The following is a 26418-nucleotide window of genomic DNA, read 5'->3' as shown; positions in this document are numbered from 1 at the left end:
CGTGATGGATCTGCAATGGCTGTTGAATCTGATCCATCAGTATGGCTCTGCGGCGTTGTTTTTTGCCCTGTGGCTGGGGATTGTCGGCATGCCGATTCCGGATGAACTGATCGTGATGGGGGGCGGTCTGGTGGCTTCGACCGGGTTGTTGCACACGGTGTCTGCGTTCGTGATGACTTATCTCGGCGTGGTTTCCGGACTCTCGATCGGATTTGTCGTCGGACGTCGGGTCGGCGCCCCTGTGCTGGAGAAATTGGCGCGTAAGAAAAAAATCGGCCGCTACTTCGTGCGCGCTCAAGACTTGTTGAACTCATGGGGCGAATGGTCGCTCTGCCTCTCTTACTTTCTCCCGGTGGTGCGCCATCTGGTGCCCTATCTCGTCGGTGTGGCTAGGATGCCGTTTCGCCGCTATGCGCTGTACTCCTACGGGACCGGGTTGGTGTGGACGTCTGTTTTTTTCCTGATCGGGTACTGGTTTGGCGATCAGGTTGACCAGATCGCAGCGACCGTACACACCTATGGACTGTACGCGTTGGGGATCGTCGGCGTCGGCGCGCTGGTAGTTGGACTGGTTCGATTTGGGGGTCGGAAGTATACTACGAAGTGAGGTGAGGCTATTTTGGTACGCCAGGCTACGATCTTGGTCATCGATGATGAAAAGGAAATACGCGATCTGATCGAGATCTATTTGAAAAACGAAGGATTTCGCATCCTCCACGCCCAAGACGGTGTGGAGGCGCTTGAGCTTTTGGATACACATGAGGTACATCTGATCATCCTCGATGTGATGATGCCGCGTATGGATGGCATTGTGACTTGCTTGAAGATCCGTGAAGACAAGCACATGCCCATCCTCATGCTCTCCGCCAAGTCGCAGGATCTGGACAAGATCCACGGTCTCAGTACAGGTGCGGATGACTACATGACGAAGCCGTTCAACCCGCTGGAGCTGGTGGCGCGCGTGAAGTCGCAGCTGCGGCGCTTTCTGTTGTTGAACCAAGCCTATCTCCCTGAGGCAGACGAAATTGAGGTGGGGGACCTCGTGATCAACACGTCGACACATGAAGTGCGGGTCAACGGGCGTGAGGTCAAGATGACGCCGATTGAATTCTCGATTTTGGAACTGTTGGCTCGCAACCGGGGGATCGTTTTCAGCGCGGAGAAAATCTACGAGCGCGTGTGGAACGAGCCGTTTTATCAATCGGACAACACGGTGATGGTGCACGTGCGCAAGATTCGGGAAAAAATCGAGGAGAACACGCGCAAGCCACGCTTTATCAAGACCGTCTGGGGAGTAGGATACAAAATTGAAACCTAAAAGCTGGCTGATGTCGATGTACCACCAGCTCGTGCTGCGGTCGAAGCGCAGTCTCCGGACGCAACTCATTCTGACCTTCGTGGTATGTCTGTTGCTCAGCAACATCGCAGCGATCCTCGCCAACTCCTTGACAGAAGCGCTGTTCCGACAGGCTGCGGTCGACTATTCCTCCGGGCGGAACAACATCGAGGACGTAGCTCGCAACCTGACGCAGAGCTTTGCTTTCACGACTGAGGGCGGCGTGCTGGATGTGCAAAAGGAAATCGACGAAGTGACCGAGCGAAACCGCCAAACTGCACAGATCGGAGACCTGAGGATCATGGTCGTGGACAGCACCGGCAAGGTTCTGTACAAGTCGAGCAAGGTCAAGGAGAGTGCGATCAACCTGCACGATGTGCTGTGGGAAGCGTTAGATCATCGTGAGGGGGATTCGTATCAAGAGGCGGGAGAAGCGATCTACGCATATCCAACCGAGATTGAAGGCCAGCATGGGTTCGTCATCGTGCGTGGCGAACCGAAGCCTTCGATCTCGTATTATCCATCGGGCAATCCAGTTCCGGTGTGGTGTTATTCGTGGTGTTTTTCGTCGTGTTCTATTGGTTGACCAAGCGCAAATTGCGCTACATCGGGCAGTTGGCGGACGGTGTACACCTGATCTCGGAAGGGCAGTTGCAACACCGAGTGGCGGAGCACAGTCAGGATGAGTTGGGGTCGCTGGCGCACAGCATCAATCACATGGCACAGGAATTGCAGACCAAGATCGAAGCAGAACGCAACGCGGAGAAGGTCAAAAACGAACTGATCACCAACGTCTCGCATGACCTTCGCACCCCGCTGACCTCGGTGATGGGGTATCTGCGTCTCCTGTATGAGCACCGATATGAATCGCCCGAGCAGTTAGAGGAGTACGTGCGGGTCGCCTATGCCAAGTCGGAGCAATTGCAAGGGTTGGTGGAGGATCTATTTGAATACACCAAGCTGTCTGGGCCGGGCGTTCAGGTGGCGCATCTCAGTGTCTGCCTGAATGAATTGCTGGAGCAGTTGGTGGAGGAATGGATACCGCTTTTTGACGAGGAAGTGTTGGCAGTTCGTCGAGCGATTCCAGAGGCGAGACTGTTTCTAGGCGTGGATGCGGAGAAGTTGGTGCGGTTGTTGGAGAACTTGTTCAGCAATGCGATCAAATACAGCACGAAGCCTGGTGAAGTGGCAGTGACGTTACAAGACACGGGGGATGGTGCCCAGATCACCGTGGAGAACTCCGGGGAGCAGATCGACCCGGAGGACTTGGAGCGCATGTTTGACCGCTTCTACCGCATGGAGAAGTCTCGTTCTGCGAAAAGCGGTGGCTCCGGCCTCGGCCTCGCCATCGCTCGCCACATCGTCGCCTTGCACGAAGGCAAGATCTGGGCGGAGAGTGAAGCGGAGAAGGTGCGGGTGCATGTATGGTTACCGCGTGTGTAGAAAAAAAGGCTCCACGACTTGGTCGTAGGGCCTTTTTTCGGTTACCATTCGGGGATGTCTGATTCATCTGACATTTCGGTTACATCTGGGTGAAATTGATAGTGCTCCAGACTGATCAGGTTTTCCTTTGTAAATTCAACGCCTTCCAGCTCAAGCGCAAGTCTTTGGGTGTTGAACGACTCATCATCTGACAATCCGATCTGGCCTTTGGCATTGATCACGCGATGCCAAGGGAGATCGTGCTTGCCACTCATCGAGTGCAGGATGCGCACCACCTGTCGGGCTGCTCGTGGACTTCCGGCTAGTCTGGCAATCTGTCCGTAGGTCATGACGGAGCCGCTGGGGATGCTTTTGATGATGTGGATGACCTTTTGTGTGAAGGGACTCATGGGAGCGTGGGGCTGGACGTTTTGATGACTTGGACATTGTGATCAGGTTCGGTGTTCACGAGGTTCCACGCGAGATCGAGCGCAGAGCCGTACAGCGCGATCGGGCCATCAACGAGTTTCGTGGCATCGACCGCGATGGCGAAATGCCCGCTCTCATCCGCATGTCCCGTCCCGTATACATCGTGCCCCTCGGTGTCCGCCGCATAGACGGTGACTTGTGCTCCCGGTTCCGCCGTGCCGATGATCGGGTAGTTCGACAGGTTCGTGTCGTCGATCATCTGGGTGTTGGTGATCGCGAAGTTGCGAGAGGCGATGTCCTTGTAAGTCTGCAAGGTTGCGGTCCTCGTCGCTCCTGCAACATCGATTTGCGTGGCGGTGATCGTCACCGGGCCTTCCTGCAAGGGCGTGGTGTCGACCGTCAATTTGAATGTGTCATCACGTTCAAAAGCTGCTGAACCCGTCACCGTATGGACACCGTCGCTCAGTGAGACATGAACCGTCCCGCCGCCGCCCGTTCCGTCGATGCGATATTGCGTTTCGTAGAGGGCGTTGATCGGATCGCTCGTATGTACGCGCAGTTCTGCTGAGATCAGCGTGTGTCCCGTCAACTTGTAGACGTCCATCTCCTTGTTGAACTTGTAGGCGAGCAGGGCGACCGCTTGGCGATCAGCATTTGCTTGTGGTTCAAAAACGAACTGGCCTGTACCTGTAGGTGCGCCGACGAACAGGCCGATTTTTTGCGCGAACCCGACGTAAGGTCGTGCCCAGCCGGATACTTGGCTTGCGTCCGAGAACGTCGGCTGCTCTCCGTACAGATAGGCTTGTGGGCCTAACGCCAGAGCGTTCAAGCAGGTGATCGCCAATTCCTCGCGGCTGATCGGACGACTTCCCTCGAAATTGATCCCGTCCGTGCCATGCATGATCCCGACCTTGACCATCGCCGCGACATAAGGTTGTGCCCACGGGGAGACGTCTGAAAAGGTAGAGTGTGCATCCGTATCGATGTCGAGATGCATCGAGCGCGACATGATCACCGCAAATTCCTCCCGCGTTGTTGCATCGACCGGGGCAAACGCACGAGGGGACTTGCCGTTGAGGATGCCCTGTTGCGCCAAGGCGAGAATTTCATCCCTCGCGTAGGAGTCGTTGAGATCTTGAAATCCAGCCGCTGCGGTCGCAGGTTGCGCCAGTGCGGTGAGGAGTCCGAACGCTACCACCCAAGCGCCCCAAGGCCGCTTGTCTTGCATACACATCGTTCCTTTCTTGTACAAAATTTCCGCTCTAGTGATAGAGTAACAAATTTTAATGAAAAAACCCGAAGGAAATTGCTGGTTGTGTGCCAAACTACTATACGAGGGGGAATTCAAGATGCGGAAAAAGCTACGTTTGCGCCCAGCGGAGTTGGATGATCTCGATGAGATCTATGAATACCGGTTGGACGAAGAAGTGATGTATTGGTCGGCCGGAGCGCGAGGAGATGCGTTTCGCAGTCGCGAGGAGTTGGCGGAAGAGTTGCGCCAAAACAAGAGCACGGCGAACCACCGCAACTATATGATCGAGGTGGAGGAGGAGACGGGCGAGTGGCAGTCGATCGGCACGATCTCCTACCGCAACCTCGACTTGCTCGTGGGCAACGCCGAACTCGGCATGCTGATCGGCCATCGTGACTACTGGGGCCACGGATATGGCACCGAAGCGATGCAACAGTTCCTCGACTTGCTGTTCCGCCGCTTCAATCTGCGTCGCGTCGGACTGGGCACGCATTCTGACAACAAGCGGGCGATCAGAAGCTATGAGAAGGCCGGCTTTGTGGTCGAAGGGGTGCTGCGCCAAGCGATGTACACGCTCAACGGGCTCCGCGACCATGTGATGATGGGCCTGTTGCGCGAGGAATGGGAAGCCCGCGTGCAACCAACTCCCAAGTATCTGTAGAAAAAACGAGGTGTCAGCGCACGCTGACCACCTCGTTTTTTGTTATAATGGAACTAATTCTTTCCAAAAGGAAACGGCAGGTGGAAAGCAACATGTCCATGATCCGCTGGATGGTGGAAACAACCGACCGCATCGGGATGACGCTCGATGTGGTGCGCGTGCTGACCGACCATGCCTGTAACATCGAGGCGATGGAGGTCATGCGTCACTTTGTCTACGTCCGCTTCGAGCATCCGCAAAACGAGGTCGAGCGCGTGCAACGCGACCTGCTCCACATCGACGGGGTGCAGGCGGTGACCAAGGTGCAGAAACTGCCCGCCGAGGAGCGCGAGTCACAATGGGTGCGTGAATCGTTCAAGAGCCGGGCGGATGAGATCACATTTGACGACATCGTGCATGAGAGCGACTTGATGCGGCGCTGCATTCAGACGGCACGGATGGTCGCCAAAACAGACTCGACCGTGCTGTTGCTAGGCGAGAGCGGCACGGGCAAGGAACTTTTTGCCCGCGCCATCCACAACGCCAGCTCGCGGATGCAGTATACATTTGTCGCGATCAACTGTGCGGCGTTGCCCGAGCATCTGTTGGAGAGCGAACTGTTCGGGTACGAAGAGGGCGCTTTTACCGGCACGAAAAAAGGCGGCAAGCCCGGTCTCTACGAGGCCGCCGACAAAGGAACGCTGTTCCTCGATGAGATTGCAGAACTGCCACTTCCGCTACAGGCGAAGCTCCTGCGCACGATTCAGGCCGGGACATTCCGCCGCGTTGGGGGCACACGGGAGCAACAAGTGAACGTCCGCGTCATCGCCGCCACCAATCGCGACTTGCAACAGATGGTGCGCAAGGGGCAGTTTCGCGAGGACTTGTATTATCGCTTGCATGTGATCCCGGTGCAGATCCCGCCGTTGCGGTCGCGACCTGAGGATGTGGTGCTGCTGGCCGAGCACTTTCTGCAAAACTGGCGGCAAAAAACAGGCAAAATGGGACTGGTGTTGTCAGCCGCTTGCCAAGAGCGGATGTCGCAGTACGATTTCCCAGGCAATGTGCGGGAGTTGGAGAACATGGTGGAGCGCTCGGTGCATCTCGTCGATGGCGAGTGTATTGAGCCTTACCACATGATGTTCCCAGAGGAACGCCCCAGCGCGCAACGCGGGTTAGGCACAGGTTCGCTGAAGGAGCGGGTGGAGGAGTTTGAGCGGCAAGTGCTCGCGGACTTCCTCGACCGTTACGACAGCCTGCGCACGGTTGCGAAGCAGTTGGGCACCTCGCATACGACGATTATTAACAAAGCGCATCGCTACGGGTTGGTGCGCGGGCGAGAGGAGGAACGGGAGTGAGAGGCATGCACGGGTACAATGACTGGGGACGAGACGGCAAAGACAAGCCGGAGTTGAAAAAAGATTCGCTGCTGCGCATCTATCGCTACTTCCTCCCTTATTGGAAGCAAGGCATCGGTGTGATCCTCTGCATCCTGCTGATGTCAGGGTTTGGGCTGTTGCAGCCGCTTTTGATCAAATGGGTGGTCGATACGGCGATTCCAGAAGCGCGCATGAGTTTGCTGCATCTGCTGGTGATCGCGATGATCGTGGCGGCGATCCTGCAAGGGGTGGTCAGCGTGGGGAACACCTACCTGAACTCGATCATCGGGCAAGGTGTGATGAATGACATCCGTAATCAGATGTATACGCACTTGCACCGGATGTCGCTGCGCTTTTACACCAGTACCAAGACGGGCGATATCATGTCGCGGGTGAACAATGACGTCAACGGGTTGCAAAATGTCGTCACCGATACGATCTCCCAATCGATCAACAACTTCCTGATGGCCTCGACGACGTTGGTCACGATGTTCGTGATGGACTGGCGGCTGGCGCTGTTGTCTCTGGTGTTGTTGCCGCTGTTCATCCTGCCGACGCGCAAGGTGGGCAAGCTCAACTACCAAGTGCGCAAGGACACACAGGTGAAAATGGGCGAGATGTCCGCGTTGATGCAGGAGACGCTTTCGGTCAGCGGAGCCTTGCTGGTCAAGTCGTTCGGGCGCGAGGCGGATGAGCGCGTCCGCTTCGAGAGCAAGACGCGGGAGTTGATGCGGCTCCAGATTCGCCAGAGTTTGATCGGGCGCTGGTTCTTCATGTTCATCACGGTGATCTCGACGGCAGGACCGGCCATCATCTATTGGTACGGCGGGAAGTTGGTCATCGACCAGTCGATCACGCTGGGTACAGTGATTGCGTTCACGGCGTTTTTGAACCGCTTGTACGGGCCGGTGGCATCGCTTGCGAACATTCAGGTCAACGTGCTCGGGTCGGTGGCGCTGTTCGATCGGTTGTTTGAGTATCTGGACATGCCGGTGGAGATTCAAGACAAGCCAACGGCACCGGCGTTGCAGACGGTATCGGGGCGCATCGAGTTTGCCGATGTGTCGTTTTGGTATCAAAAGGAACGTCCGGTGTTGCAGAACCTGACGTTCGCGATCGAACCTGGGCAGTTGGTGGCGCTGGTGGGCCCTAGTGGATCGGGCAAAACGACGATCTCCAACTTGATCCCCCGGCTGTATGATCCCTCGAAGGGCGCGGTGCTCATCGACGGGCATGACTTGCGCGATGTGCAATTAAAGTCGGTCATGGATGAGATCGGGATGGTTACACAGGAGACGTACCTGTTCCACACGACGATCCGCGAGAACTTGCGCTATGGGCGACCGGATGCGACCGACGAGGAGATCGTGCAAGCGGCACAGGCGGCATACATCCACGATCTGATCGCGGGTCTGCCAGATGGGTACGACACGGTGGTCGGTGAGCGCGGGCACAAGCTGTCGGGCGGTGAGAAGCAACGGATGGCGATCGCACGGGTGATCTTGAAGGACCCGACGATTTTGATCCTCGACGAAGCGACATCCGCGTTGGATTCGCACTCTGAGGCGTATATCCAGCAGGCGTTGGAAAACTTGATGAAGACGAGAACCTCTGTGGTCATCGCCCATCGCCTCTCGACGATCCTGCATGCCGACCAGATCCTCGTGATTGAGGAGGGCAGGCTGGTCGAGCATGGGACGCATGAACAGTTGCTGGAGCAGGACGGGCTGTATGCGAGCTTGTACCGCCAACAGTTCGAAGGGGAAGCGTCCTGAAGTGAACAGGCTGTGCCGATCCTTGCACAGGACGGAAAAAGGCAGGCTTCCAGAGGGAAGCCTGCCTTTTTTGCTACTTGCGTTGCTTCTGTGCATGTTTCTCGATCAGGCCCATGATCGTGCCGACGGCGTCGCTGACGGTGGAGGTCTGCATCGCAGCGATGTACTCGGCGCGGTTCGCATGGGTCTCTTGGATCGCGGTGAGCAGGGTTTCGGTGGTCAGGTCTTCCTCGAACAGCACGCGGCTGTAGCCTGCTTTTTCAAATGACTTGGCGTTGAGGATCTGGTCACCTCGTGAAGCGGCACGGCTCAGCGGGATCAGCACGTGCGGTTTTTTCAAGGCGAGGAATTCAAAGATCGCATTGGAACCAGCCCGCGAGACGAACAGGTCGGTCATCGCGAACAGGTCGGGAAGTTCCTGTGAGACAAATTCATACTGGCGATAGCGCGGGCGACCTTCCAGCGCCGGGTCGACGTGACCTTTGCCGCAGATGTGTACGATCTGGTACTTCTCCAGCAGGACGTCGAGGTTGGCGCGGATCGCTTGGTTGATTTTTTCCGAACCGAGCGATCCGCCGATGATCAGCAAGACCGGGTCCTTGGGGGTCAGGCGGGTGAAGGCAAATCCGCGCTGGGCATCCCCTTGCAACACATCTTCGCGAATCGGAGCGCCGGTGTGTACGGCTTTGTTGCCCTCGATGTGCTTGAGCGTCTCGGCGAAGGTTACGCAGACTTTTTCAGCGCATGGCGCGCAGAGTTTGTTGGCGAGGCCGGGGGTGAGGTCCGATTCGTGGATCACGACCGGGATGCGGTTCAGCCACGCGCCCATCACGACTGGCACCGCCACGAAACCGCCTTTGGAAAACACGAGGCTCGGCTTCACACGTCGGAGCACGCTGTACGCTTGAAAGACGCCTTGGATGACTTTGAACGGGTCTTTGAGGTTTTTCAGATCGAAGTAGCGGCGCAGTTTGCCGACTGCGATCGGGTGGTAGGGTAGCTGAACCCGCTCGATCATCTCCCGTTCGATGCCGTCGAACGATCCGATGTACTCGATGTCCCAGCCTGCTGCCTGCAACTTCGGCAGGAGCGCGAGATTCCCGGTGACGTGGCCCGCAGAGCCGCCGCCTGTCAGGACGATTTTTTTCTTCATTCGTTACACCTCTGGTTTCCCGTGTTGAGTACTGCCATTATACCGTAAGATCCCTTTGTTGCGCCCCTGATTATGGTACTATATACAGATACATAGTATGTTAAGACCTGATTGGAGGACGCACAGCATGGCAATCAAAAAGATCGAACATGTAGGCATTCAGACCCGCGACATCGAAGCTTCGATCGCGTTTTACCGCGACGTGATCGGGATGGAGTTGAAAGGCACGCTCGACCACACCAACGGCGTGATCAAACTGGCATTTCTCGGCTTCAAAGGCGCAGATGAGACCGAATTGGAGCTGATCTTCGGTTACAACGACTACCTCCCGACCGAAGGCAAGGTTCACCACATCGCCTTCACCGTCGATGCGCTGGAGCCGGAAGTGGAGCGCTTGAAGTCGCTGGGCGTGCAGACGATCGACACGGAGATCACCACGCTGCCCAATGGGTCGCGCTATTTCTTCTTCCACGGGCCGGATGGGGAATGGATCGAGTTGTTCCAAAGCACGCGCGGCTGACGTGTTGCGGTCTTGGCTAGACTATACCCAACGACTTTTGCGCATGAGGAGGAGAACGACGATGAGCGACGATGGAAAAGACCGCGTCCCGCCCGGTCAGTATCTGACCGACAAATGGCCGGTTCTGCATGCAGGCACGGTGCCGCGCATCAACTTGGAGACCTGGAAGTTCCGGATCTTCGGCTTGGTCGAGGAGGAAAAAGAGCTGAATTGGGAGCAGTTTCTGGCGCTGCCAGCGTATCGCTCCACCTCGGACATCCACTGTGTCACCACGTGGTCGCGCCTCGACAACACTTGGGATGGCGTGTCCTTTCGCGATGTGATGGCACAAGTGAACGTCAAACCGGAGGCGAAGTTCGTCGTGATCCACGCCGAGGAAGGCTGGTCGACCAACTTGCCGCTGACCGATCTCTTAATGGAGGACGTACTTTTTGCCCACACGCATGACGGGGAAGCACTCACGCCCAATCATGGCTGGCCGCTGCGCCTCGTCGTACCGCATCTCTACTTTTGGAAATCAGCGAAGTGGGTGCGCGGCATCGAATTTGTCGCGGAGGACAAGCCGGGATTCTGGGAGGAGCGCGGGTATCATCTGTACGCCGACCCGTGGCTGGAGCAACGCTACAGAGACGACCCAGAATGGCACCAAGGCACCAAGAACACCGACGAGTACTACGAGCGTGTCGCCCGCCGCATTCGCTTGCACGAGCAGAAAAAATCACAAGAGTCATGAAAAAAGGACCTCTTCGCTGGATGCGGAGAGGTCCTTTTTTGGTCATACTAGCCTCAGAACGTTCACTTCGTGATTACGATAGCGAGTAAGCAAGCGTATACAACAAAGACGCAACCATGACGATGGCAAGCACCAGCGAGATGGCTCTGATTGTACTGGGTTTCATAGGCGGATAGACTCCTTTCAATCAAAATCATTGTAGTACATGCGCGCGCGGAGAGGCAACCGGGAATCAAGCAAAGGAGTTGAGAGATTGTTGAACAGATGGAAACGAGGCTTGTGGGTCGGGGTCAGTGTGTGCGTGCTCGCGCTAGGTCTTGCGCTTGGAAGTACGTCAGCATCTGGGGCAAAAGCGCCGACGCCTGTGGGCGGCGGGCTCTATGTGGGGGACAAGCCGTTGCTGGGCGTGGGCAAGGAGGCGTGGGATGTCAGCGGGATTCTCAAGCTGACAGACGGGTCGTTGCTGACGTGGGGGTATGCTGATCCGCTGACCAAGGAACAACAATTCGTGAAGCGTTCCACGGATGCTGGGGCGAACTGGCAGGACGTGGCGATGCCCGGCAGTGCCAAAGGCAAAGGATACTTTCGATTCTGGCGGGAAGGCGACCGGCTCTATGCGTGGGGGGAAAGCGGCCTGTGGCTGTCGCGCGACCAAGGGAGTCAGTGGAAGTCGGTCTGGAAGGGCGGGCGCAAGACGACGAGCCTCGATGTCCAAGGGCGCAAGATCGCGGTGGTGACAGATGGCGTTTTGCAGGTGTCGGCTGACGAAGGCCAGCACTTCACGAAGCTCGAAGCGCCCAAGGAGACGTCACGGGCGGCATTTGACGCAGATGGCACGATCTACGCACAAGTGATGAACAAAGTCTATGATCTCCACGCAGGCAAGTGGAATCGCGTGAACGGGTCGTTTTTCACCAAGACGGGTGGACATGTGATTACGTTCGACCCTCAAGGGGTGTACATGTGGGTGAACGATCATACGGTCACCTACGAGTACCCGACCGCGAAACGGTCTGCAGAACGGCTGATCCTGCTCGGGGATCGGTTGTATCTGTTGTCAGAGGACAAGCTGTATGCGCGAAGTCTCAATCCAGACGAACCGTGGTCGACAGTAGAACTCCCCAATCAAGGGTCGCTCATCGGGCTGGAACAGGCGCCGGGCGGGGACTTGTACTACGCGTTTGGAGCGAAACTTCCAGTGTAAGCAAAAAAGCGCCACCAGAGGCTAGGGCTCTGGTGGCGCTTTACGTGCTATGTGTGTGCCTGTGCAGGCAGATGTAGTTAGAGGACGCGGACGATGTTCTGGATGGGAATCTGGAAGCGGCCCCACTCGTTGTGAATTTGCAGGCTGCGGGTTTCGGTGCGATAGGAGACGACACGGCCCTCGACGGTGTGTTCGCCGTCCGATTCGCCGACGACCAGTTTGAGCGGCTGGCGGCGAACCATCGCTTCCTGGACCCGGTACTCGATCATCTCTTGGACGTCCTCGTGCAACATCGGCACGACATAAGGTGTGATCTCGGATTCCAACATGCGAGCGCGGTGTTCAGGTAGGATCATGCGATGGCTTTCCCAGAGTTTGTTTCCACGATTCATACAATCGCTCCCTTAAGTAATTTCGTGCGAACGTTTGTTCTTATGATACCCCAAATCCGCCTGCGAATCAACACCATTTTCTCGTTCAAACGTTGTCAACGAAAACAGTATATTGTCGTTTCTTGCATATCATGCGACTATAAGGATATAGACCTAGATATTTGGAAATGGGGTAGGGCAAAATGACGACGACAGATGGGCTTTATGATCGTAAAGTACGGTGTCCATTGTGTGAGGAGACCTATAATACCAAAAAAGTCCTGACTCGAGCGGTAAAAGTCCTACAAACAGAAGGGGATTTTTACGCAAGGTACGGAGGACCTAATCCTATACATTATCTAATCAATGTATGCACGACGTGCGGATTTTCTTTTTTAGAAAAAACCCAACCGCGGGTGACTTCATTGCGCCGGCAGCAGTACGTGTCGGAGGTCGCAAGCAAGTGGGTGGTGCGCGATTATTGTAGCGAGCGCACGATCAAACAGGCGGTCGTGTCGTTCAAGCTCGCGATCTTCTGTGCACAGTTTGTCAGCGAACCTTCGCGCACGATCGGCGGGCTGTGCTTGCATCTGGCGTGGCTGTATCGTGAACTGGGCGACGTGGAGGAGGAGCAGCGCTTCCTGCGCGATGCCTTGGAATTTTATATCGATGCGTTTGAGCATGACTCGCGCTTGGAGGACAACGGCAAGATGCCGTATCTGATCGGGGAATTGTCGCGCCGAGTCGGGGATGATAAGCAGGCGGTGCTGTACTTCAACCAAGTGATCCAAGACCGCGAATCCGCCCAAAAATACATCAAACTCGCCCGCGACCAGTGGGGCTTGCTCCGCGAAGCTCGCGCCGCCCAAGGGCTCAAAGGCATCAAAGACGATGGCACCGAGGAAGGGCATGACGACCAGCAAGCTGGATAGGGCTTGACAAGGCTGCTGTACATCGGCACGATGAAGGCGGAAGGTGAGTTTTTAGGTGCATCGCATTCAATCGGATGGAGGAGTGGGAGCAACCGCTGGAGTAGGCCGTTGCCAAGCGACCCATCGGAGCTTTTTTATAAAAGGAGGATTGCCTTCAGATGAGACCGATCTCTGTGCAAGTGCGAGGCCTGTTCAGCCGCGAGGAGATGGATCGCTACAACAACCTCTGGGAAGTCGGCAAGTTCTGCGAATCCCAAGGCCGCTTCGACCTCGCGCGCATCGTGCAGCATGAGGTGGAGCTGCTCGCCCAACCGGCGGTAGAGAAACTCAGAACCTACGAAAACCGTGCGGATTCCCCGACCACCGTCGGGGCTCCGGTGATCATCGACAACCGCCCGCGCCAAGCAGCGGTCGAACCGCCACAAGAGTGAAAAGTATCTGAAAATGGGCATCGTCAGCTCTTGACAAGCCCTTGAATCGGGTGTTGGAACCGCTTGACATGGGAACTTTCTCATGGCTATAATAAAGGTGACCTAAATGATCAGGATTCCACTTTGTGATTCCTGATTCTCTTTTGCACATAATCCTGACTCATTCAGTCAAGATTAACTCGGAAGCGATTCGGAGATGTGCTTGTGTCCCAGAAGGAGGTGCGTACACATGAAATTATCCTCGCGCGGACATTACGGGATGATGGCTCTGACCTACCTCGCGCAGAAGGTGGGTGACGGTCCGATTCCGATCAAAGTGATCGCGGCGGCGGAGGAAATTCCGGAGCAATACTTGGAGCAGATCTTCGTTGAGTTGCGTCGTGCGGGATTGGTGACCAGTGTACGCGGCGCGCGCGGCGGCTACAAACTCAGCCGTCCGCCGGAACAGATCCAAGTCGGAGAGGTTGTCAAAGTCCTCGAAGGTGAGATCGCTCCGGTGGAGTGTCTGCATGCGGATGAGGATAATCCCTCGCTCTGCTGCTCCAAGACCGAGCATTGCGCAACCAAGATTGTCTGGGTGAAACTGCGCGATACGATCGTTGATTATCTCGACGATATCACTTTGCACGATATCGTCCACAAGAGCTCAAAGTTATATACGGAGAGCCGATAAACTACACAGACATGTACCCCCTGTCCAGAAGGAGATGACCAGAAGTGCGCAGCATCTATCTTGACCACGCAGCTACTACCCCGGTTCGTGAGGAAGTTATTGAAGCGATGGTGAAAGTTCTTCGCGAAAACTACGGGAACCCGTCCTCGATTCACCAATTCGGCCGTCCGAGCCGTAAATTGATCGAGGAAGCCCGCGAGAAAGTCGCGAAGGCGATCAATGCCGACCCACGCGAGATCATCTTTGTAGGTTCCGGCACCGAAGCTGACAACCTCGCCATCCTCGGCAGTGCTCGTGCGAACAAGAAAAAAGGCAACCACTTGATCACAACCTCCGTCGAGCACCACGCTGTTCTCGATGCGTTCAAAGCCCTCGAAAAAGAAGGCTTTGAAGTCACCTATCTCCCGGTGGATGGCGAAGGTCGCATCTCGGTAGCAGATTTCAAAAACGCACTGCGTGACAACACGATCCTCGTGTCGGTCATGCACGCCAACAATGAAGTCGGCACGATCATGCCGGTCGAAGAAATCGGCGCGATCTGCCGTGAAAAGAAAATTCTCTTCCATGTAGACGCTGTGCAAGCGGTCGGCAAGATCCCGGTTGATGTCACCCAAATCAACTGCGACTTCCTAGCCCTGTCCGGTCACAAAATCTACGGCCCGAAGGGGATCGGCGTGCTGTACATGCGCCGTGGCGTTCGCACCCAGCCGTTGTATCATGGCGGCGGTCAAGAGCGCAAACTTCGTCCGGGTACCGAAAACGTTCCGAACATTGTCGGGCTCGGCGTTGCGATTGAACTGGCAGTAGCCGAAATGGAAACGGAGTCTCCGCGTCTGGCAAAACTGCGCGACAAACTGATCGACGGCGTCCTGAGCACGATCCCGGAAACCCGTCTGAACGGACCGCGTGAAGGTCGCCTGCCGCACAATGCAAACATCTCGATCGTGTACGTCGAAGGCGAAGCACTGTTGCTGACTTGCGACATGAAGGGCATGTCTTGCTCCTCGGGCTCCGCTTGCACCTCCGGCTCGCTTGATCCGTCGCACGTGCTGATGGCCATGGGCCTGAGCCACACCATCGCACACGGCTCGCTGCGTCTGTCGCTCGGTCATTCGACCACCGAAGACGATATCGACTACATCATTCGTGAACTGAAACCGATCGCTGATAGACTTCGCGCGATGTCCCCTGTCTGGGAGAATTTCCAAAAAGGTCTCCCGATCGCGTAGAGACACCATATTTTACAAATCACAGACCTTCAAAGGAGGATTCTCTTTATGTACACTGATAAAGTATTGGATCACTTCACCAACCCGCGTAATGTTGGTGAAATCGAAGACGCGTCCGGCGTCGGCGAAGTAGGTAACATGAAGTGCGGCGACATCATGAAAATGTACCTGAAAATCAACGATGAGTCCAACGTCATCGAAGACGTAACCTTCAAAACCTTCGGTTGCGGCGCAGCGATTGCAACGTCCTCGATGTCCACCGAAATGATCAAGGGCAAGTCGATCGATGAAGCGCTCTCCCTGACCAACAAAGCGATTGCAGACGCACTCGACGGCCTCCCGCCGGTCAAAATGCACTGTTCCGTACTGGCAGAGGAAGCTCTCAAAGCCGCTCTGCTGGACTACCAAAAGAAATCCGGCAAAAACCTCGGCCTGAACGACGACGACTTCGAAGACTGGGACGCAGAGTAAGAGACCGCAAAAACTCCCTCCAGACTCTGGGGGGAGTTTTTTTACAAGGGGTGACACAGCAGATGTCAGATGAGAACAAAAAAGACGAGGAAGTTTGGGTAAACCCTCTGCTTCCAGACGGCAAGCGCGAGTACGTTGTCGATCTGCAGATCACGCGGGTCAGCGAGGAAGACGACACGTGGACACTGAAGCTCTCGACCGATCAGATTCAGCAGATCCACACGGCGCTCCAGCACTCGGTGATCGAGAACCAGCGCGAGATGTCCAAACTCAAGAAACAAGCGCAGCGCTGGTCGGAAACCGGCACCGATCTCGAGAAACTCGGCGTCGGCAAGAACCGACACTTGTACAAAGCACTGAAAAAAGAAAACGAGAAGCTCGCACAGCTCAAGGACACGCTGACCGACTTCATGTTTAAACAAAAGCGCATGCTGTAAGCAAAAAAGCCCAGTTTGCTGTACCAAACTGGGCTTTTTTTCAGTTCCGAGGAAATGAGGGATAGGGGTTGCGGATCTTTTCTACGTTTCATCCGATTGTGAACACGCTGTTTGTCGGGGTCTTGATGAGCCGGATGGCGACATCGATGAGCATTCCGTTTCTGGCGATCTACTTGTCGATGCGCACCGATATGGCGCCCGCCACAATCGGGTTCACGATCGGGATCAGCGCACTCTCCAGCACAGTCGCAGGCTTTGTCGGCGGGGCCCTGTCCGATCGATTGGGACGCAAGTACGTGATGCTTGGCGCGCTCTACATCGCAGCTGTCGTCTCCGTGGGCTTTACGCTGACGACCAGCACCTGGTTGTTTATGCTGTTGAGTTTTCTGAATGGCGCAAGTCGTGCGTTTTTTGAACCGGTTTCCCAAGCGTTGATGGGGGATCTGACCCCGCAAGAGATGCGGTATCGGGTGTTTTCCATTCGCTATATTTTCGCCAATTTCGGCTTTGCGGTCGGGCCGATGATCGGTGCGGTGCTGGGGTTGGTGGCCGGTTCGGGGCCGTTCTTGGTGACGGGCGTGTTCTACCTCCTCTATGCTGTCGTGCTGCACCTCTTGGTCAATCGGTTTGGCATCGACGAGCTGGAGGTTGAACATACGCAATCGGTTGAACGCGTGACGATCTCGTCCGCCCTTCGCGTGATCACACATGACCGCGTGTTGCTCTGGTATCTGATCGGGGGCGTGTTCATGCAGTTTGGCTACTCGCAGATGACCACGCTCTCTGAATACACCACCGACCATTTTTCTGACGGTGTGAAGCTGTATGCGTGGCTGATGACGACGAATGCGATCGTCTGTGTCGTCTTTCAATTTTTCATCTCCAAATGGGGGGAGAAACGTTCACCGCTTGCGTTGGTCAAGATTGGCAACTTCATGTACGCACTCGGGGGCTTAGGTTTTGCGTTTGCCACGGGCTGGGGGACGATGACGCTGGCGATGGTGGTGTTTACGATCGGGGAAGTGATGTGTTTCCCTGCCAATAGCATCCTGATCGACCGCATCGCACCAGACGGGTTGCGGGGAACGTACTACGGGGCGCAGTCGTTTCGCGACATCGGGCGCTTCCTCGGCCCGACTTGTGGGCTGTTCCTCCTCGCCCAGATCGGGATGGTGCCGTTGTTTGTCATCATCGGGATGATCTTCCTCGGCAGCACCGTCTGTTACGGCATGGGGGAGCGATTGGAACACCGAGCTTCCCCACCCAATCCATCGCTCTCCGCTTAATAGAAGTTGATCTCGAAGGAGGGGTTCCCGTGCCGATTGCGTTGCGTGGGCACCATCTGCTCTGTCTGCTCGGCTATCGAGGGATGGGGTATTCAGATACGTATGTGGACAATATGACCGGGGTGTATCGGACGTTGCTCGCCGATCCGACGACGGAGTGCGAGATCGTGAGCGGCCCTGATCAACTCTGTCAGTGTTTCCCGGCAGATGGCGAGTATCATTGTGAGGATCGGAATGTGGCAGAGCGTGATGCGCTGATCGTGCAGCGCTTGGGTCTACAGGCCGGACAGGTCGTCTCGTGGGCGGAGATCCTCTCCCGCGTGGCACAGTCGTTGCAACCGGACGATCTCTTCCAGATCTGCTCGACCTGTCCGTGGCTCTCGTATGGAGTCTGTCAGGAGGGCATCCAGCGCGTGGTCGCAGGCGAGGAATTGCCGATGGTGCGACCCAAGGTGTACGGCGTGCAAGTCGATGAGCAGACGCGTTGCAAGCACTATTACTCGGAGATCGACATCATCGCGTTGAAGTTCGGGTGCTGCGAGCGCTATTATCCTTGCTACGAGTGCCATCTGGAAGCGGCAGATCATCCCCCGAAGCCTTGGCCGCGAGCGCGGTTTGACGAGCCGGCTGTGCTCTGTGGCGCCTGTGGTCACGAATTGACGGTGCAGGCGTACAAGAGTTGCGAGTCGAAGTGCCCATCCTGTCAAGCCGCGTTCAACCCAGGCTGTCTGTTGCATCACCATCTCTATTTTGAATGAGCAAAAAGCCCTCTGGGATGCCAGAGGTTTTTTTTTTGCCTGCTTCGTCTCAGTCGAACCAACCCTTGCGCTTGAACCATGAGGTCATCAACACGCCGATCCCCGCCATCACGCCCAGTACCGTGAAGTAACCGTACTTGGTATGCAACTCTGGCATGTTGTCGAAATTCATGCCGTAGATGCCGGCGATCAAGGTCAGCGGCATGAAGATCGTGGTCACAACGGTCATCACGACCATCACCGAGTTCTGACGGCTGTTCGTGAACGAGATGTAGGAGTCGCGCAGGTCGGCCGTCATCTCGCGGTTGGAGTCGATCATCTCCGCGAGCTTTAACAGATGGTCGTACACGTCTGTAAAGTACGCCCGCTGCTTGCGCAACTCTTCGATCGGATCGGAATGCAAGATCCGGTAGAGCAGGTCGCGCATCGGGACCACGGTGCGCCTGAGTTGCAACAAGTCAGCACGGATGTCGAACACTTGGTTCATCAATTGGCGGATTTTCTGATTGCGCGTGTTGTCCTCGATGTTGTCCAAGTGCTCCTCGATCTGGTACAACGCCGGAAAGTAGTGGTCGACCAACTGGTCCATGATCTGATACGCCACATAGTACGGTCCACGTTCGAGCGCCTTGTGATCGCTCGGGGCTTTTTTCCAGACGTTCTCGATTTCGAGACAGACTTGCAGGTGGAACGAGACGATGAAGTTTTTGCCGACGAACAGATCGACTTCGTTGGGCTTCAACGTCAATTGGTTCAACTGGTGGAGCACGAAAAAGTAGTAGTCGTCGTAATGGTCAACCTTCGGACGCTGCATGTGGTGCCAGCAGTCCTCAATCGCCAACGGATGGAACTGGAACTGATCCTGCAGGGCTTTGCCTTCCTCGAAGGTCGGGTTCTCAAAGTCCACCCAAAACCACAGGATGTCCGGCGCCTGAAGCAGTTGCTCGATCGGGCGGTCGTGTACTGCCTTTCGATCTTGGGTTATCGCGTAGGTTCGGATCATGCAGTTCACCTTTTCCCGGATTGCGTATCTGTCCATTTTAGAAAAAAAACCCGCCCACCGCAATGCGGGGAACGGGTTTTTTGCCAGAACGGACTAGGCGCGCGCTTGAGCGAATGCTTCCACCGCAGCCTTGACGTCTTCGTCCGCCACGCGGTTGGCGTAGTCGCGGAACGATTCGCCCGGTTCGCGGGTGGCGACGTAGTGGTCGACGATCGCTTGGATGCTGTATTTTACTTCATCCGCGGGGATCTTGGCGATCACTTTGCGGTTGAATTTCGCGTCGTGGCCGAGGCCGCCGCCAATCGAGATGTCATACGCGTCTTGCATCTTGCCGTCGATGCGGACCAGCGCACCGGCGAGCCCGATGTCGGCGATCTGTTGCTGGCCGCAGGAGTTCGGGCAGCCGTTGACGTGCAGGCGGATCGGGGTGTCGAAGCTCGGGAATGCCTCGTCGAGGTAGTACGCGATCGACTTCATGCGCTCCTTGGTCTCGACGAGCGCCAAGTTGCAGAACTCGCTGCCGGTGCAAGAGACCGCGTGTCCGATGAACTTCTCAGGCGTTGCCGGGAATTGCTGCAACAGCGGCTCTGCGAGCAGCGCTTCGACGTGCTCATCCGCCACGTTCGGGATGATGATGTTCTGCGTGTTGGTGGTGCGCAGGTCGCCGTTGCCGTAGGTTTTGGCGAGGCGAGCGAATTCGAGCAGGATGTCGCCGGAGATCCGGCCAACCGGAAGCGAGAGTCCGACGAAGTTCAGGCCCACTTGTTTCTGCGGGTGTACGCCGTACAAGTACGCGCCGTTCCAAGACTCGATCTGGCGCTCACCGCCACGGGTGTAGGTCTTGCCGGTGACAGCTTCGACATGCTCCAAGAATTTCGCTGCGCCCCAATCGGCGACGAGGAATTTCACGCGGGCATGGTTGCGCTTCTCACGGTAGCCGTTGTCACGGTAGACCGCGACGACCGCTTGGATGACTTCCAACGCTTCCTCTTGGCGGACAAAGATGCCGAGGTTTTGCGCCATGTGCGGCTTGGCGGAGAGGCCGCCGCCGACGAGGAAGTGGTAGCCGACTTCATCGCCGTGACGCGCCGGGACCAAGGCGAGGTCATTGATGTCCGGGTGACCGAGGTCACGCGGGTCTGCGGAGATCGAGATCTTGAATTTGCGCGGCAGGTTGGAGAAGTCCTTGTTGCTCAGGAACAGTTTCTCCACATCCCAGACGAGGTCGCGCACGTCGAACAGTTCCTTCGCGTCCAGACCGGCGACCGGGGAGGAGATGACGTTGCGGACAACGTCGCCGCATGCTTGGATCGGCGACATACCAACAGCGGCCAGACGATCGAAGATCTCCGGCATATGCTCGATTTGCAACCAATGGTATTGAATCGCTTGACGAGTGGTGACGTCGGCGAGGCCACGACCGAATTTGTTGGCGAGTTCGGCGACGACGACCGTTTGCTCATAGTTCAACATCCCGCCCGGAATCTTCACGCGCATCATGAAGTAGGGGTCGGTCTTGGGTTTTTGTTGGTAGATACCGTACCATTTGAAGCGGATGAAGTCACCCGGGTCGATTGCGTCGAACCCTTCTTTGGCGTAACGATGTATATCGGCAAGCACGTCGAGTCCGTCCTTGTCGATCTTTAGTTGTTCTTCTTTGTTCAATGCCAAGTTTGCTCATCCCCTTTGTCGGACTAAAATCCCAGTAAGTATATAAGGATTATATGTCTTTTGGCAAACGAAGTAAATACGTTTTTCTACTTGTCAAACCTATCGCGCATGACCGAAAATAGTGACGACGACCATACAAAATTATACGGGGTATGAGGGGTAACATGGACGAGAAAAATCTTCCTACTTGGTTGCTGGTTGCAGTCGTTGTTGGGCTCGGGGAAGTATCGTATTATCTCTGGAAGCATTACGGGTTTGGATTGGGAACCAAAACGGCTGTGGCCGTGACCGGTCTCGCCGCCATCGCGACGGGGATCATCTATCTGTCGCGCACGGTCAAAAGCAAAGCCGTGAAAAAATGACCAGTCAGTACAAAAGGCGGCAGGAACTGGCCGCCTTTTGTCGAAATATTGTCAAGGAGGCGCAACAAGCATGAGCACTCGCAACTATGTGAATTGGACGAAGGAAGACGGAATCGCGATCCTCACGATCGACAACCCGCCAGTCAACGTCCTGAGCGAAGCGGTTGGGTTAGAGATTCGCGAATGTGTACACGAGGTGGAATTGGATGAGGATGTTGTCGTCCTGATCGTGACTGGAGCCGGACGTGCGTTTATGGCAGGCGCTGACATCAAGGAGTTTCCGTCCAAGATGGCGCGCGGCGAAGCGAAAAAAATGGCGCTGGAGCACTTCCATACCTATAACAAGCTCGACTTCCTGCCCAAGCCGACGATTGCTGCCCTCAATGGCATCACGTTGGGTGGGGGCTTGGAACTCGCGATGGCCTGCGACATCCGCATCGCAGGCGAGAGTGTGAAGCTCGGACTGCCGGAGATCAAGCTCGGACTGTTCCCAGGGGCCGGCGGCACACAGCGTTTGCCGCGTCTGGTCGGAGAAGGTCGGGCGAAGGAATTGATGTATCTCGGCGACCCGATCGATGCCCAGGAAGCTTGGCGCATCGGGTTGGTCAACAAAGTCGTGCCGGACGGGGAAGTGCTTGAGGCCGCACGATCGATGGCGAAGCAACTGGCATCGCGAACGTTGACAGCGCTTTCTCGCATCAAAAAAGCGGTCGACAAAGGCTTGGAGATGGACTTGACCAACGGGGTGCTCTACGAGGTGGAGCTGCTCGACGAAGTGTTCCAGACGGAGGACATCCACGAAGGTTGCAATGCGTTTTTTGAAAAGCGTGAACCCAAGTTTAAACACCGGTGAACGACCGGTGTTTCTCTATGCACGATTCAACCGACTGTTCGGTTGAAGACCATACTCAAGGGGGGATTCTCGTGAATCTCAGTTTGACTCTGCGCCACTCGGCCGAAGCATTTCCGACCGTGACGGCGATTCACTTTCAAGGCACTGACATCTCCTACGCACAATTGGAGGGAGCGGTCGATGCGTTTGCAGCCGGTCTGACCCAGCTCGGTTTGCGCCAAGGTTCCAAAGTCGCGATCCTGCTCGGCAACTGTCCGCAATTCGTGATCGCGTACTATGCGATCGCCCGGATCGGGGCAGTTTCGGTGCCGATCAATCCGCTGTACACGCCTGGTGAATTGCAGTTCATCCTCCAGGATGCGGGTGTAGAAGCGGTCGTCGCGGTCGCTCCGATGGCGCCGATGTTCCAGATGATGCGCCCGACGCTGCCGGACTTGCAACAGGTGATCTTGGTTGGGGGTGCGGGAGAAGGCGCGTTGGAATTCTCGCAAGTGGCGGGGAATCCGGCTGAGCTCCCGGCGGTCACGATCGACGAGAATGACTTGGCGGTCGTGCTGTACACTTCGGGTACGACCGGCAAGCCCAAAGGTGCGATGTTGTCGCACCGCAACCTCGTCAGCAATGCCTACCAGGCCGGGACGTTCCTCGGCATCGAGCAGACAGACCGCGTGATCACGGTGTTGCCGATGTTCCACGTGTTCTGCATGACGGTGTGCTTGAACGCACCGATCTCGCGTGGCGCGACGTTGATCGTGTTCCCGAAATTCTCGCCAACCGAGACGGCGAACGTTGCGCGTGAGGCGCAGGCGACGATTTTTGCCGGCGTTCCGACGATGTTCAACTTCCTCGTGCAGCACCCTGAGTGCAAGCGGGAAGACCTGCAGTCGTTGCGCATCGCGATCTCTGGTGGCTCGGCGATGCCAGTCGCGGTGATGCAAGCGTTCGAACAGAAGTACGGGGTGCAGGTCAACGAAGGCTATGGTCTGTCGGAAGCTTCCCCGGTCGTCTGTTTCAACCCGATCGATGCGGTTCGCAAGCCAGGGACAATCGGCCTGGCGATCATCGATGTGGAAGTTCGTCTGATGGGAGAAGACGGGCAGGAGCGCGGTGTTGGCGAGATCGGGGAACTGATCTGTCGGGGTCCGAACGTGATGCGCGGTTACTTGAACCGTCCTGAGGAGACAGCGGTGACGCTTCGTGACGGTTGGCTCTATACGGGAGACCTTGCGACGGTGGATGAGGATGGGTACTACACCATCGTCGATCGCAAAAAGGACATGATCATCGTCGGCGGCTTCAATGTCTACCCGCGTGAGGTGGAGGAAGTGCTGTTCAAGCACCCGAACGTCGCAGAAGCTGCAGTCGTCGGTTTGCCTGATGCGGAGTACGGCGAGAAAGTCCGCGCCTATGTTGCGCTCAAGCAAGCAGACGCCTCGAGCACAGACGATCTGAAAGCCTACTGCAAGGAACAGCTGGCGAGTTACAAAGTGCCGGAGGAAGTCGTCATCCTCGACGAACTCCCGAAAAACACCACCGGCAAGATCTTGCGCCGTGAACTGAAAAACCTTGAAACAACCAAAACCGTTCAACAGTAGCGCGAAAAAAGCCTCCACCGCGAGTGGGGGCTTTTTTTCGTGTCAGCACGTTGCGGTCGAGCAAAAAAACGCCGTCACACGTGTGGGGCGTTTTTTGCGCAGGCATGTGTTCCTATGAAATTAGATGAACACGTGGAACGACTCGTACCCGTAATCGCGGGTGAAGCTGAACTCGCGTGTTAGCAAGCCGGGATTCTGGACGGCTTCCTTCATCAGGGCGGCGAGGAATTCGGTGGTGGTCGGGTCTTCGATCAGCTCCTGCGGGGTCTTCCATTCCATCGCTTCCAGTTCACGCTCACAGCGCAGTTCGGTGCCACCAGTCGGGCGCAGGCGGAAGACGAGCAGCGTGTCAGACTTGCCGCGACGCAGCACGCCCGAGCGCACCGCAACAATCGCTTCCGCAACAGCTTCCACCCCAGTCTCTTCTACCACTTCGCGGGCTGCCGCTTGGTCGACCGTCTCATCGGCGTTGACGAAGCCGCCGGGCAGGGTCCACAGTCCCTTGGTGGCACTGTACGATTTTTTGACGGCGAGGACTTTGTCGTCCTTGATCACGAGGCCAGCGACAGCCAGCCAGATATCGCCACGTTCTGTTGCCATGTTGGTGTTCCTCCTTACAAGTTCAAGTCTGGGTGGATGATGCGGGCCAGTTCCTCCAGCCCGTCGAACAAACGTTGGGAAGGCCGACAGTACAGGCCTTCCTCCAGCACGAGCACTCGGCCCTGCTGAACGGCGGGTACGACGTCCCAACCAGGACGGTCGGTGATCATCGAGGGTTTGACTTTGTCAGCGTGTACGCCACACCAGACGGCAAATACATAATCAGGCGCGCGCTCGATGACTTCCGAATGCTCTGCGGTGTACGAATCGCCCGGCTTGTCTGCAAAAAGATTCTCTGCCCCTGCCAACCGCGACAACTCCGTCAGCCAGTTCACAGAGCCAGGCGAGATCAACGGACGCGGCCACCATTCCCAATACAACTTTGGAACAGAGGTGCTTGCCGCTGCAATGCTTGCTGAAGACGCTTGAGATGCCAGATTGGAGGGGTCCTCAACGTGAGATTCTGGATTCTGATCGTCTGGTTGTCGCGTTCGAATCTGCAAAGCTTCCGTGATGCGCGTCACACGCCCGCGCAAACTCGCGATGACTTCCTGTGCGCGGTCTTCTACCCCGCAGGCTTGGCCAAGGGTTGCGATGTCGAGGTAGATCTCCTCGAAGGTTTTCGGGTTGAGCACGAGATAGTTCAGTCCGAGCGCTTGCAGGCGGTCGATGTTTTTCTCCATGCCGGGCACCGAGAGTGACGCGATGACGAGGTCTGGTTGGAGCGCCACCAGTTTGTCCATGTCGATGTTCAAGTCCGGGCCGAGCTTCGGCAGGTCGCGGACCTTTTCAACTGGCCAGTCCGAATAATCGTCCACACCGACCACGCGATCCATCAAACCTAGCAACTCCAACAACTCCGTGTTGCTCGGGCAAATCGAGACGATGCGTTGTTCCATCGATGGATTCCTCCTCTTGAGCGGGCAAGTTGCCCCGTGTCGTGCAGAGTGGTACAATATGTTCGATCTATTGAAAAATGAGGTGACCTGCATTGTACATTGCTATGTTCGTGGTTGTCTTTCTGTTGTTGCTGATCGCTTCGTTCGGTTTTGGTTTCATTCTCAATATGTTGACGAGAAAATTCCCGTGGACGTCGAGCGTGGTTGCCATCGTGATCGGCGGTTATTTCCTGATTGCATTTGAAACGTACACGACCAAGTTGATCCTGTCGCTTCCGGTTATCGCCGGTGGCATCATCGCGACGATGACGATCCGCACGTTGCAACGCCGCGGATTCAAGATGTTTGGTTAGAAAAAATCCTGAGTCTTTCGACTCAGGATTTTTTTTATTTGCTGACGCGTGCTTTTGCTTCTTCGATCAGGCGAGCGGCAGTTTCTACGCCTTCCCAACCGTCGATTTGCACTTTTTTGTTCTCCAGGTCTTTGTAGACTTGGAAGAAGTGCTGGATTTCCTTGAGCGTGTGCGGAGCAACGTCATCAAGGGTATGTACTTCCTTGAAGCGCGGGTCTTGGGTCGGAACTGCAAGCAGTTTCTCGTCCTTGCCCTTGTCGTCAGTCATCATCAGCACGCCGATGACGCGGGACTCGATCATGCAGCCCGGGAATGTCGGGAAGGAAGCCAGCACGAGGACGTCAACCGGGTCGCCGTCTTCTGCGAGGGTGTTTTCCAAGTAACCGTATTCGGTCGGGTAGTGCATCGGGGAGAACAGGACGCGGTCGAGAATGTAGCGGCCTTTCTCCTTGTCGAATTCATACTTGTTTTGGGAACCGGTCGGGATCTCGACCAGCACGTCTACGATCAAATCTGCCATAGTAGAAGTCAGCCTCCAATCAATTCTATAAAAACCAATTTTAATTATAGCAAGGAAGGCAGACGATGACAACGTGACGAAGCACTGTTCTCAACTGTCGGTCATTTTTCGCCCCATATGGAGCATAATGT

The 26418-nt window shown here is 56.1% G+C and carries 31 protein-coding genes; 22 read left to right on the top strand and 9 right to left on the bottom strand.

The genetic code is table 11. The annotated features are described in order from the left end of the window. The first annotated feature begins 4 nt into the window (after positions 1-4). The 4 genes from C7459_RS03330 to C7459_RS03315 are packed head-to-tail and all read left to right on the top strand — an operon-like array spanning position 5 to position 2779. Positions 5-607, top strand: coding sequence for a DedA family protein (locus C7459_RS03330; protein ID WP_109686301.1), 603 nt, complete (start codon positions 5-7; stop codon positions 605-607). Between the two features lie 12 nt (positions 608-619). Then, on the top strand, positions 620-1318 hold the full coding sequence (locus C7459_RS03325) for a response regulator transcription factor (RefSeq protein ID WP_109686298.1): 699 nt from the start codon (positions 620-622) through the stop codon (positions 1316-1318). Further along, positions 1308-1922: a hypothetical protein gene (locus C7459_RS03320; RefSeq protein ID WP_146200935.1), complete on the top strand. Its 615-nt coding sequence runs from the start codon at positions 1308-1310 to the stop codon at positions 1920-1922. Before C7459_RS03325 ends, C7459_RS03320 begins: the two co-directional genes overlap by 11 nt. Beyond that, complete coding sequence (locus C7459_RS03315; RefSeq protein ID WP_146200934.1) at positions 1907-2779, top strand: sensor histidine kinase; 873 nt, start codon at positions 1907-1909, stop codon at positions 2777-2779. The genes C7459_RS03320 and C7459_RS03315 overlap by 16 nt, the downstream gene beginning before the upstream one ends. A gap of 41 nt (positions 2780-2820) precedes the next feature. Here C7459_RS03315 and C7459_RS03310 read toward each other — a convergent pair whose 3' ends face one another. Continuing rightward, entirely contained in the window at positions 2821-3168 is a 348-nt protein-coding gene (locus tag C7459_RS03310; protein ID WP_109686292.1) for an MGMT family protein, read from the bottom strand. Continuing rightward, positions 3165-4415, bottom strand: coding sequence for an S-layer homology domain-containing protein (locus tag C7459_RS03305; RefSeq protein WP_170119236.1), 1251 nt, complete (start codon positions 4413-4415; stop codon positions 3165-3167). The genes C7459_RS03310 and C7459_RS03305 overlap by 4 nt, the downstream gene beginning before the upstream one ends. A 121-nt stretch (positions 4416-4536) precedes the next feature. Between C7459_RS03305 and C7459_RS03300 the strand changes: the two genes are divergently transcribed. From C7459_RS03300 to C7459_RS03290, 3 genes are all read left to right on the top strand, one after another. After that, positions 4537-5100 carry a GNAT family N-acetyltransferase gene (locus tag C7459_RS03300; protein WP_170119235.1) on the top strand — a complete coding sequence of 188 codons (564 nt, stop codon included), beginning with the start codon at positions 4537-4539 and terminating at the stop codon, positions 5098-5100. 92 nt (positions 5101-5192) lie between these two features. Next, on the top strand, positions 5193-6437 hold the full coding sequence (locus tag C7459_RS03295; protein ID WP_109686285.1) for a sigma 54-interacting transcriptional regulator: 1245 nt from the start codon (positions 5193-5195) through the stop codon (positions 6435-6437). Positions 6438-6442: 5 nt separating this feature from the next. Beyond that, the gene (locus C7459_RS03290; protein ID WP_109686541.1) at positions 6443-8233 is read left to right on the top strand and encodes an ABC transporter ATP-binding protein; all 1791 of its coding nucleotides are present in this window, start codon (positions 6443-6445) and stop codon (positions 8231-8233) included. Between the two features lie 73 nt (positions 8234-8306). Here the strand turns inward: C7459_RS03290 and C7459_RS03285 are convergent, their stop codons facing one another. Further along, on the bottom strand, positions 8307-9386 hold the full coding sequence (locus C7459_RS03285) for an undecaprenyldiphospho-muramoylpentapeptide beta-N-acetylglucosaminyltransferase (RefSeq protein WP_109686283.1): 1080 nt from the start codon (positions 9384-9386) through the stop codon (positions 8307-8309). Between the two features lie 127 nt (positions 9387-9513). On the opposite strand from C7459_RS03285, the gene C7459_RS03280 reads away from it, so the two are divergent. The 3 genes from C7459_RS03280 to C7459_RS03270 all read left to right on the top strand — a co-directional run bounded on the left by C7459_RS03280 (position 9514) and on the right by C7459_RS03270 (position 11843). Continuing rightward, positions 9514-9906 (top strand): VOC family protein, encoded by a 393-nt coding sequence (locus C7459_RS03280; protein WP_109686281.1) that lies wholly within the window; start codon positions 9514-9516, stop codon positions 9904-9906. 61 nt (positions 9907-9967) lie between these two features. Further along, entirely contained in the window at positions 9968-10639 is a 672-nt protein-coding gene (locus C7459_RS03275; protein ID WP_109686279.1) for a sulfite oxidase-like oxidoreductase, read from the top strand. A 256-nt stretch (positions 10640-10895) separates the two neighbouring features. After that, a complete protein-coding gene (locus C7459_RS03270) occupies positions 10896-11843 on the top strand; it encodes a WD40/YVTN/BNR-like repeat-containing protein (RefSeq protein ID WP_146200933.1) in 948 nt (315 codons plus the stop codon). Between the two features lie 77 nt (positions 11844-11920). Here C7459_RS03270 and C7459_RS03265 read toward each other — a convergent pair whose 3' ends face one another. Further along, positions 11921-12235: a YolD-like family protein gene (locus C7459_RS03265; RefSeq protein WP_109686275.1), complete on the bottom strand. Its 315-nt coding sequence runs from the start codon at positions 12233-12235 to the stop codon at positions 11921-11923. A 182-nt stretch (positions 12236-12417) separates the two neighbouring features. Between C7459_RS03265 and C7459_RS03260 the strand changes: the two genes are divergently transcribed. From C7459_RS03260 to C7459_RS24070, 8 genes are all read left to right on the top strand, one after another. Next, complete coding sequence (locus C7459_RS03260; protein ID WP_109686273.1) at positions 12418-13146, top strand: DUF2225 domain-containing protein; 729 nt, start codon at positions 12418-12420, stop codon at positions 13144-13146. A gap of 158 nt (positions 13147-13304) precedes the next feature. Beyond that, on the top strand, positions 13305-13577 hold the full coding sequence (locus C7459_RS03255) for a hypothetical protein (protein ID WP_109686270.1): 273 nt from the start codon (positions 13305-13307) through the stop codon (positions 13575-13577). A gap of 229 nt (positions 13578-13806) precedes the next feature. Next, positions 13807-14250, top strand: coding sequence for an RrF2 family transcriptional regulator (locus tag C7459_RS03250; RefSeq protein WP_109686268.1), 444 nt, complete (start codon positions 13807-13809; stop codon positions 14248-14250). Positions 14251-14294: 44 nt separating this feature from the next. Continuing rightward, positions 14295-15479 carry a cysteine desulfurase NifS gene (nifS, locus tag C7459_RS03245; RefSeq protein ID WP_109686266.1) on the top strand — a complete coding sequence of 395 codons (1185 nt, stop codon included), beginning with the start codon at positions 14295-14297 and terminating at the stop codon, positions 15477-15479. 48 nt (positions 15480-15527) lie between these two features. Beyond that, positions 15528-15950 (top strand): Fe-S cluster assembly scaffold protein NifU, encoded by a 423-nt coding sequence (gene nifU / locus C7459_RS03240; protein WP_109686264.1) that lies wholly within the window; start codon positions 15528-15530, stop codon positions 15948-15950. Positions 15951-16012: 62 nt separating this feature from the next. Further along, a complete protein-coding gene (locus C7459_RS03235) occupies positions 16013-16387 on the top strand; it encodes a hypothetical protein (protein ID WP_109686262.1) in 375 nt (124 codons plus the stop codon). A gap of 68 nt (positions 16388-16455) precedes the next feature. Continuing rightward, positions 16456-17673, top strand: coding sequence for an MDR family MFS transporter (locus tag C7459_RS03230; protein ID WP_245884374.1), 1218 nt, complete (start codon positions 16456-16458; stop codon positions 17671-17673). Positions 17674-17702: 29 nt separating this feature from the next. Next, positions 17703-18431: a DUF1284 domain-containing protein gene (locus tag C7459_RS24070; protein WP_342766654.1), complete on the top strand. Its 729-nt coding sequence runs from the start codon at positions 17703-17705 to the stop codon at positions 18429-18431. Between the two features lie 49 nt (positions 18432-18480). Here the strand turns inward: C7459_RS24070 and corA are convergent, their stop codons facing one another. Next, entirely contained in the window at positions 18481-19434 is a 954-nt protein-coding gene (gene corA / locus C7459_RS03220; RefSeq protein ID WP_109686260.1) for a magnesium/cobalt transporter CorA, read from the bottom strand. Between the two features lie 93 nt (positions 19435-19527). Continuing rightward, the gene (locus tag C7459_RS03215) at positions 19528-21105 is read right to left on the bottom strand and encodes a nitrite/sulfite reductase (RefSeq protein WP_109686258.1); all 1578 of its coding nucleotides are present in this window, start codon (positions 21103-21105) and stop codon (positions 19528-19530) included. A gap of 164 nt (positions 21106-21269) precedes the next feature. Between C7459_RS03215 and C7459_RS03210 the strand changes: the two genes are divergently transcribed. From C7459_RS03210 to C7459_RS03200, 3 genes are all read left to right on the top strand, one after another. Continuing rightward, the gene (locus C7459_RS03210; protein WP_109686256.1) at positions 21270-21467 is read left to right on the top strand and encodes a hypothetical protein; all 198 of its coding nucleotides are present in this window, start codon (positions 21270-21272) and stop codon (positions 21465-21467) included. Positions 21468-21537: 70 nt separating this feature from the next. Next, positions 21538-22320, top strand: coding sequence for an enoyl-CoA hydratase/isomerase family protein (locus C7459_RS03205; protein WP_109686254.1), 783 nt, complete (start codon positions 21538-21540; stop codon positions 22318-22320). A gap of 71 nt (positions 22321-22391) precedes the next feature. Continuing rightward, positions 22392-23915 carry a long-chain-fatty-acid--CoA ligase gene (locus C7459_RS03200; protein ID WP_245884373.1) on the top strand — a complete coding sequence of 508 codons (1524 nt, stop codon included), beginning with the start codon at positions 22392-22394 and terminating at the stop codon, positions 23913-23915. A gap of 120 nt (positions 23916-24035) precedes the next feature. Here the strand turns inward: C7459_RS03200 and C7459_RS03195 are convergent, their stop codons facing one another. Both C7459_RS03195 and C7459_RS03190 read right to left on the bottom strand, forming a co-directional pair. Continuing rightward, positions 24036-24515 carry an NUDIX domain-containing protein gene (locus tag C7459_RS03195; protein ID WP_109686250.1) on the bottom strand — a complete coding sequence of 160 codons (480 nt, stop codon included), beginning with the start codon at positions 24513-24515 and terminating at the stop codon, positions 24036-24038. 14 nt (positions 24516-24529) lie between these two features. Next, positions 24530-25414: an ABC transporter substrate-binding protein gene (locus C7459_RS03190; RefSeq protein WP_109686249.1), complete on the bottom strand. Its 885-nt coding sequence runs from the start codon at positions 25412-25414 to the stop codon at positions 24530-24532. Between the two features lie 92 nt (positions 25415-25506). Between C7459_RS03190 and C7459_RS03185 the strand changes: the two genes are divergently transcribed. Beyond that, on the top strand, positions 25507-25767 hold the full coding sequence (locus C7459_RS03185) for a hypothetical protein (RefSeq protein ID WP_245884372.1): 261 nt from the start codon (positions 25507-25509) through the stop codon (positions 25765-25767). Positions 25768-25801: 34 nt separating this feature from the next. On the opposite strand, the gene C7459_RS03180 is transcribed toward C7459_RS03185, so the two are convergent. Further along, complete coding sequence (locus C7459_RS03180) at positions 25802-26287, bottom strand: inorganic diphosphatase (RefSeq protein ID WP_211320328.1); 486 nt, start codon at positions 26285-26287, stop codon at positions 25802-25804. Positions 26288-26418: the final 131 nt, after the last annotated feature.

Source organism: Tumebacillus permanentifrigoris, assembly GCF_003148565.1.
Lineage (GTDB): Bacteria > Bacillota > Bacilli > Tumebacillales > Tumebacillaceae > Tumebacillus > Tumebacillus permanentifrigoris.
Note: the sequence above shows the minus strand (reverse complement) of the source record. Positions and strands in the feature narration are given on the sequence as shown.

Excerpts from the sequence above, each read along its gene's own strand:
- C7459_RS03255 (WP_109686270.1), top strand. The coding sequence starts at position 13,305 with ATGAGACCGATCTCTGTGCAAGTGCGAGGCCTGTTCAGCCGCGAGGAG.
- C7459_RS03295 (WP_109686285.1), top strand. The coding sequence starts at position 5,193 with ATGTCCATGATCCGCTGGATGGTGGAAACAACCGACCGCATCGGGATG.
- C7459_RS03275 (WP_109686279.1), top strand. The coding sequence starts at position 9,968 with ATGAGCGACGATGGAAAAGACCGCGTCCCGCCCGGTCAGTATCTGACC.
- C7459_RS03195 (WP_109686250.1), bottom strand. The coding sequence starts at position 24,515 with ATGGCAACAGAACGTGGCGATATCTGGCTGGCTGTCGCTGGCCTCGTG.
- C7459_RS03260 (WP_109686273.1), top strand. The coding sequence starts at position 12,418 with ATGACGACGACAGATGGGCTTTATGATCGTAAAGTACGGTGTCCATTG.
- C7459_RS03190 (WP_109686249.1), bottom strand. The coding sequence starts at position 25,414 with ATGGAACAACGCATCGTCTCGATTTGCCCGAGCAACACGGAGTTGTTG.
- C7459_RS03290 (WP_109686541.1), top strand. The coding sequence starts at position 6,443 with ATGCACGGGTACAATGACTGGGGACGAGACGGCAAAGACAAGCCGGAG.
- C7459_RS03305 (WP_170119236.1), bottom strand. The coding sequence starts at position 4,415 with ATGCAAGACAAGCGGCCTTGGGGCGCTTGGGTGGTAGCGTTCGGACTC.
- C7459_RS03285 (WP_109686283.1), bottom strand. The coding sequence starts at position 9,386 with ATGAAGAAAAAAATCGTCCTGACAGGCGGCGGCTCTGCGGGCCACGTC.
- C7459_RS03235 (WP_109686262.1), top strand. The coding sequence starts at position 16,013 with ATGTCAGATGAGAACAAAAAAGACGAGGAAGTTTGGGTAAACCCTCTG.
- nifU (WP_109686264.1), top strand. The coding sequence starts at position 15,528 with ATGTACACTGATAAAGTATTGGATCACTTCACCAACCCGCGTAATGTT.
- C7459_RS03310 (WP_109686292.1), bottom strand. The coding sequence starts at position 3,168 with ATGAGTCCCTTCACACAAAAGGTCATCCACATCATCAAAAGCATCCCC.
- C7459_RS03180 (WP_211320328.1), bottom strand. The coding sequence starts at position 26,287 with ATGGCAGATTTGATCGTAGACGTGCTGGTCGAGATCCCGACCGGTTCC.
- C7459_RS03265 (WP_109686275.1), bottom strand. The coding sequence starts at position 12,235 with ATGAATCGTGGAAACAAACTCTGGGAAAGCCATCGCATGATCCTACCT.
- C7459_RS03250 (WP_109686268.1), top strand. The coding sequence starts at position 13,807 with ATGAAATTATCCTCGCGCGGACATTACGGGATGATGGCTCTGACCTAC.
- C7459_RS03205 (WP_109686254.1), top strand. The coding sequence starts at position 21,538 with ATGAGCACTCGCAACTATGTGAATTGGACGAAGGAAGACGGAATCGCG.
- C7459_RS03280 (WP_109686281.1), top strand. The coding sequence starts at position 9,514 with ATGGCAATCAAAAAGATCGAACATGTAGGCATTCAGACCCGCGACATC.
- C7459_RS03330 (WP_109686301.1), top strand. The coding sequence starts at position 5 with ATGGATCTGCAATGGCTGTTGAATCTGATCCATCAGTATGGCTCTGCG.
- C7459_RS03300 (WP_170119235.1), top strand. The coding sequence starts at position 4,537 with ATGCGGAAAAAGCTACGTTTGCGCCCAGCGGAGTTGGATGATCTCGAT.
- C7459_RS03210 (WP_109686256.1), top strand. The coding sequence starts at position 21,270 with ATGGACGAGAAAAATCTTCCTACTTGGTTGCTGGTTGCAGTCGTTGTT.
- corA (WP_109686260.1), bottom strand. The coding sequence starts at position 19,434 with ATGATCCGAACCTACGCGATAACCCAAGATCGAAAGGCAGTACACGAC.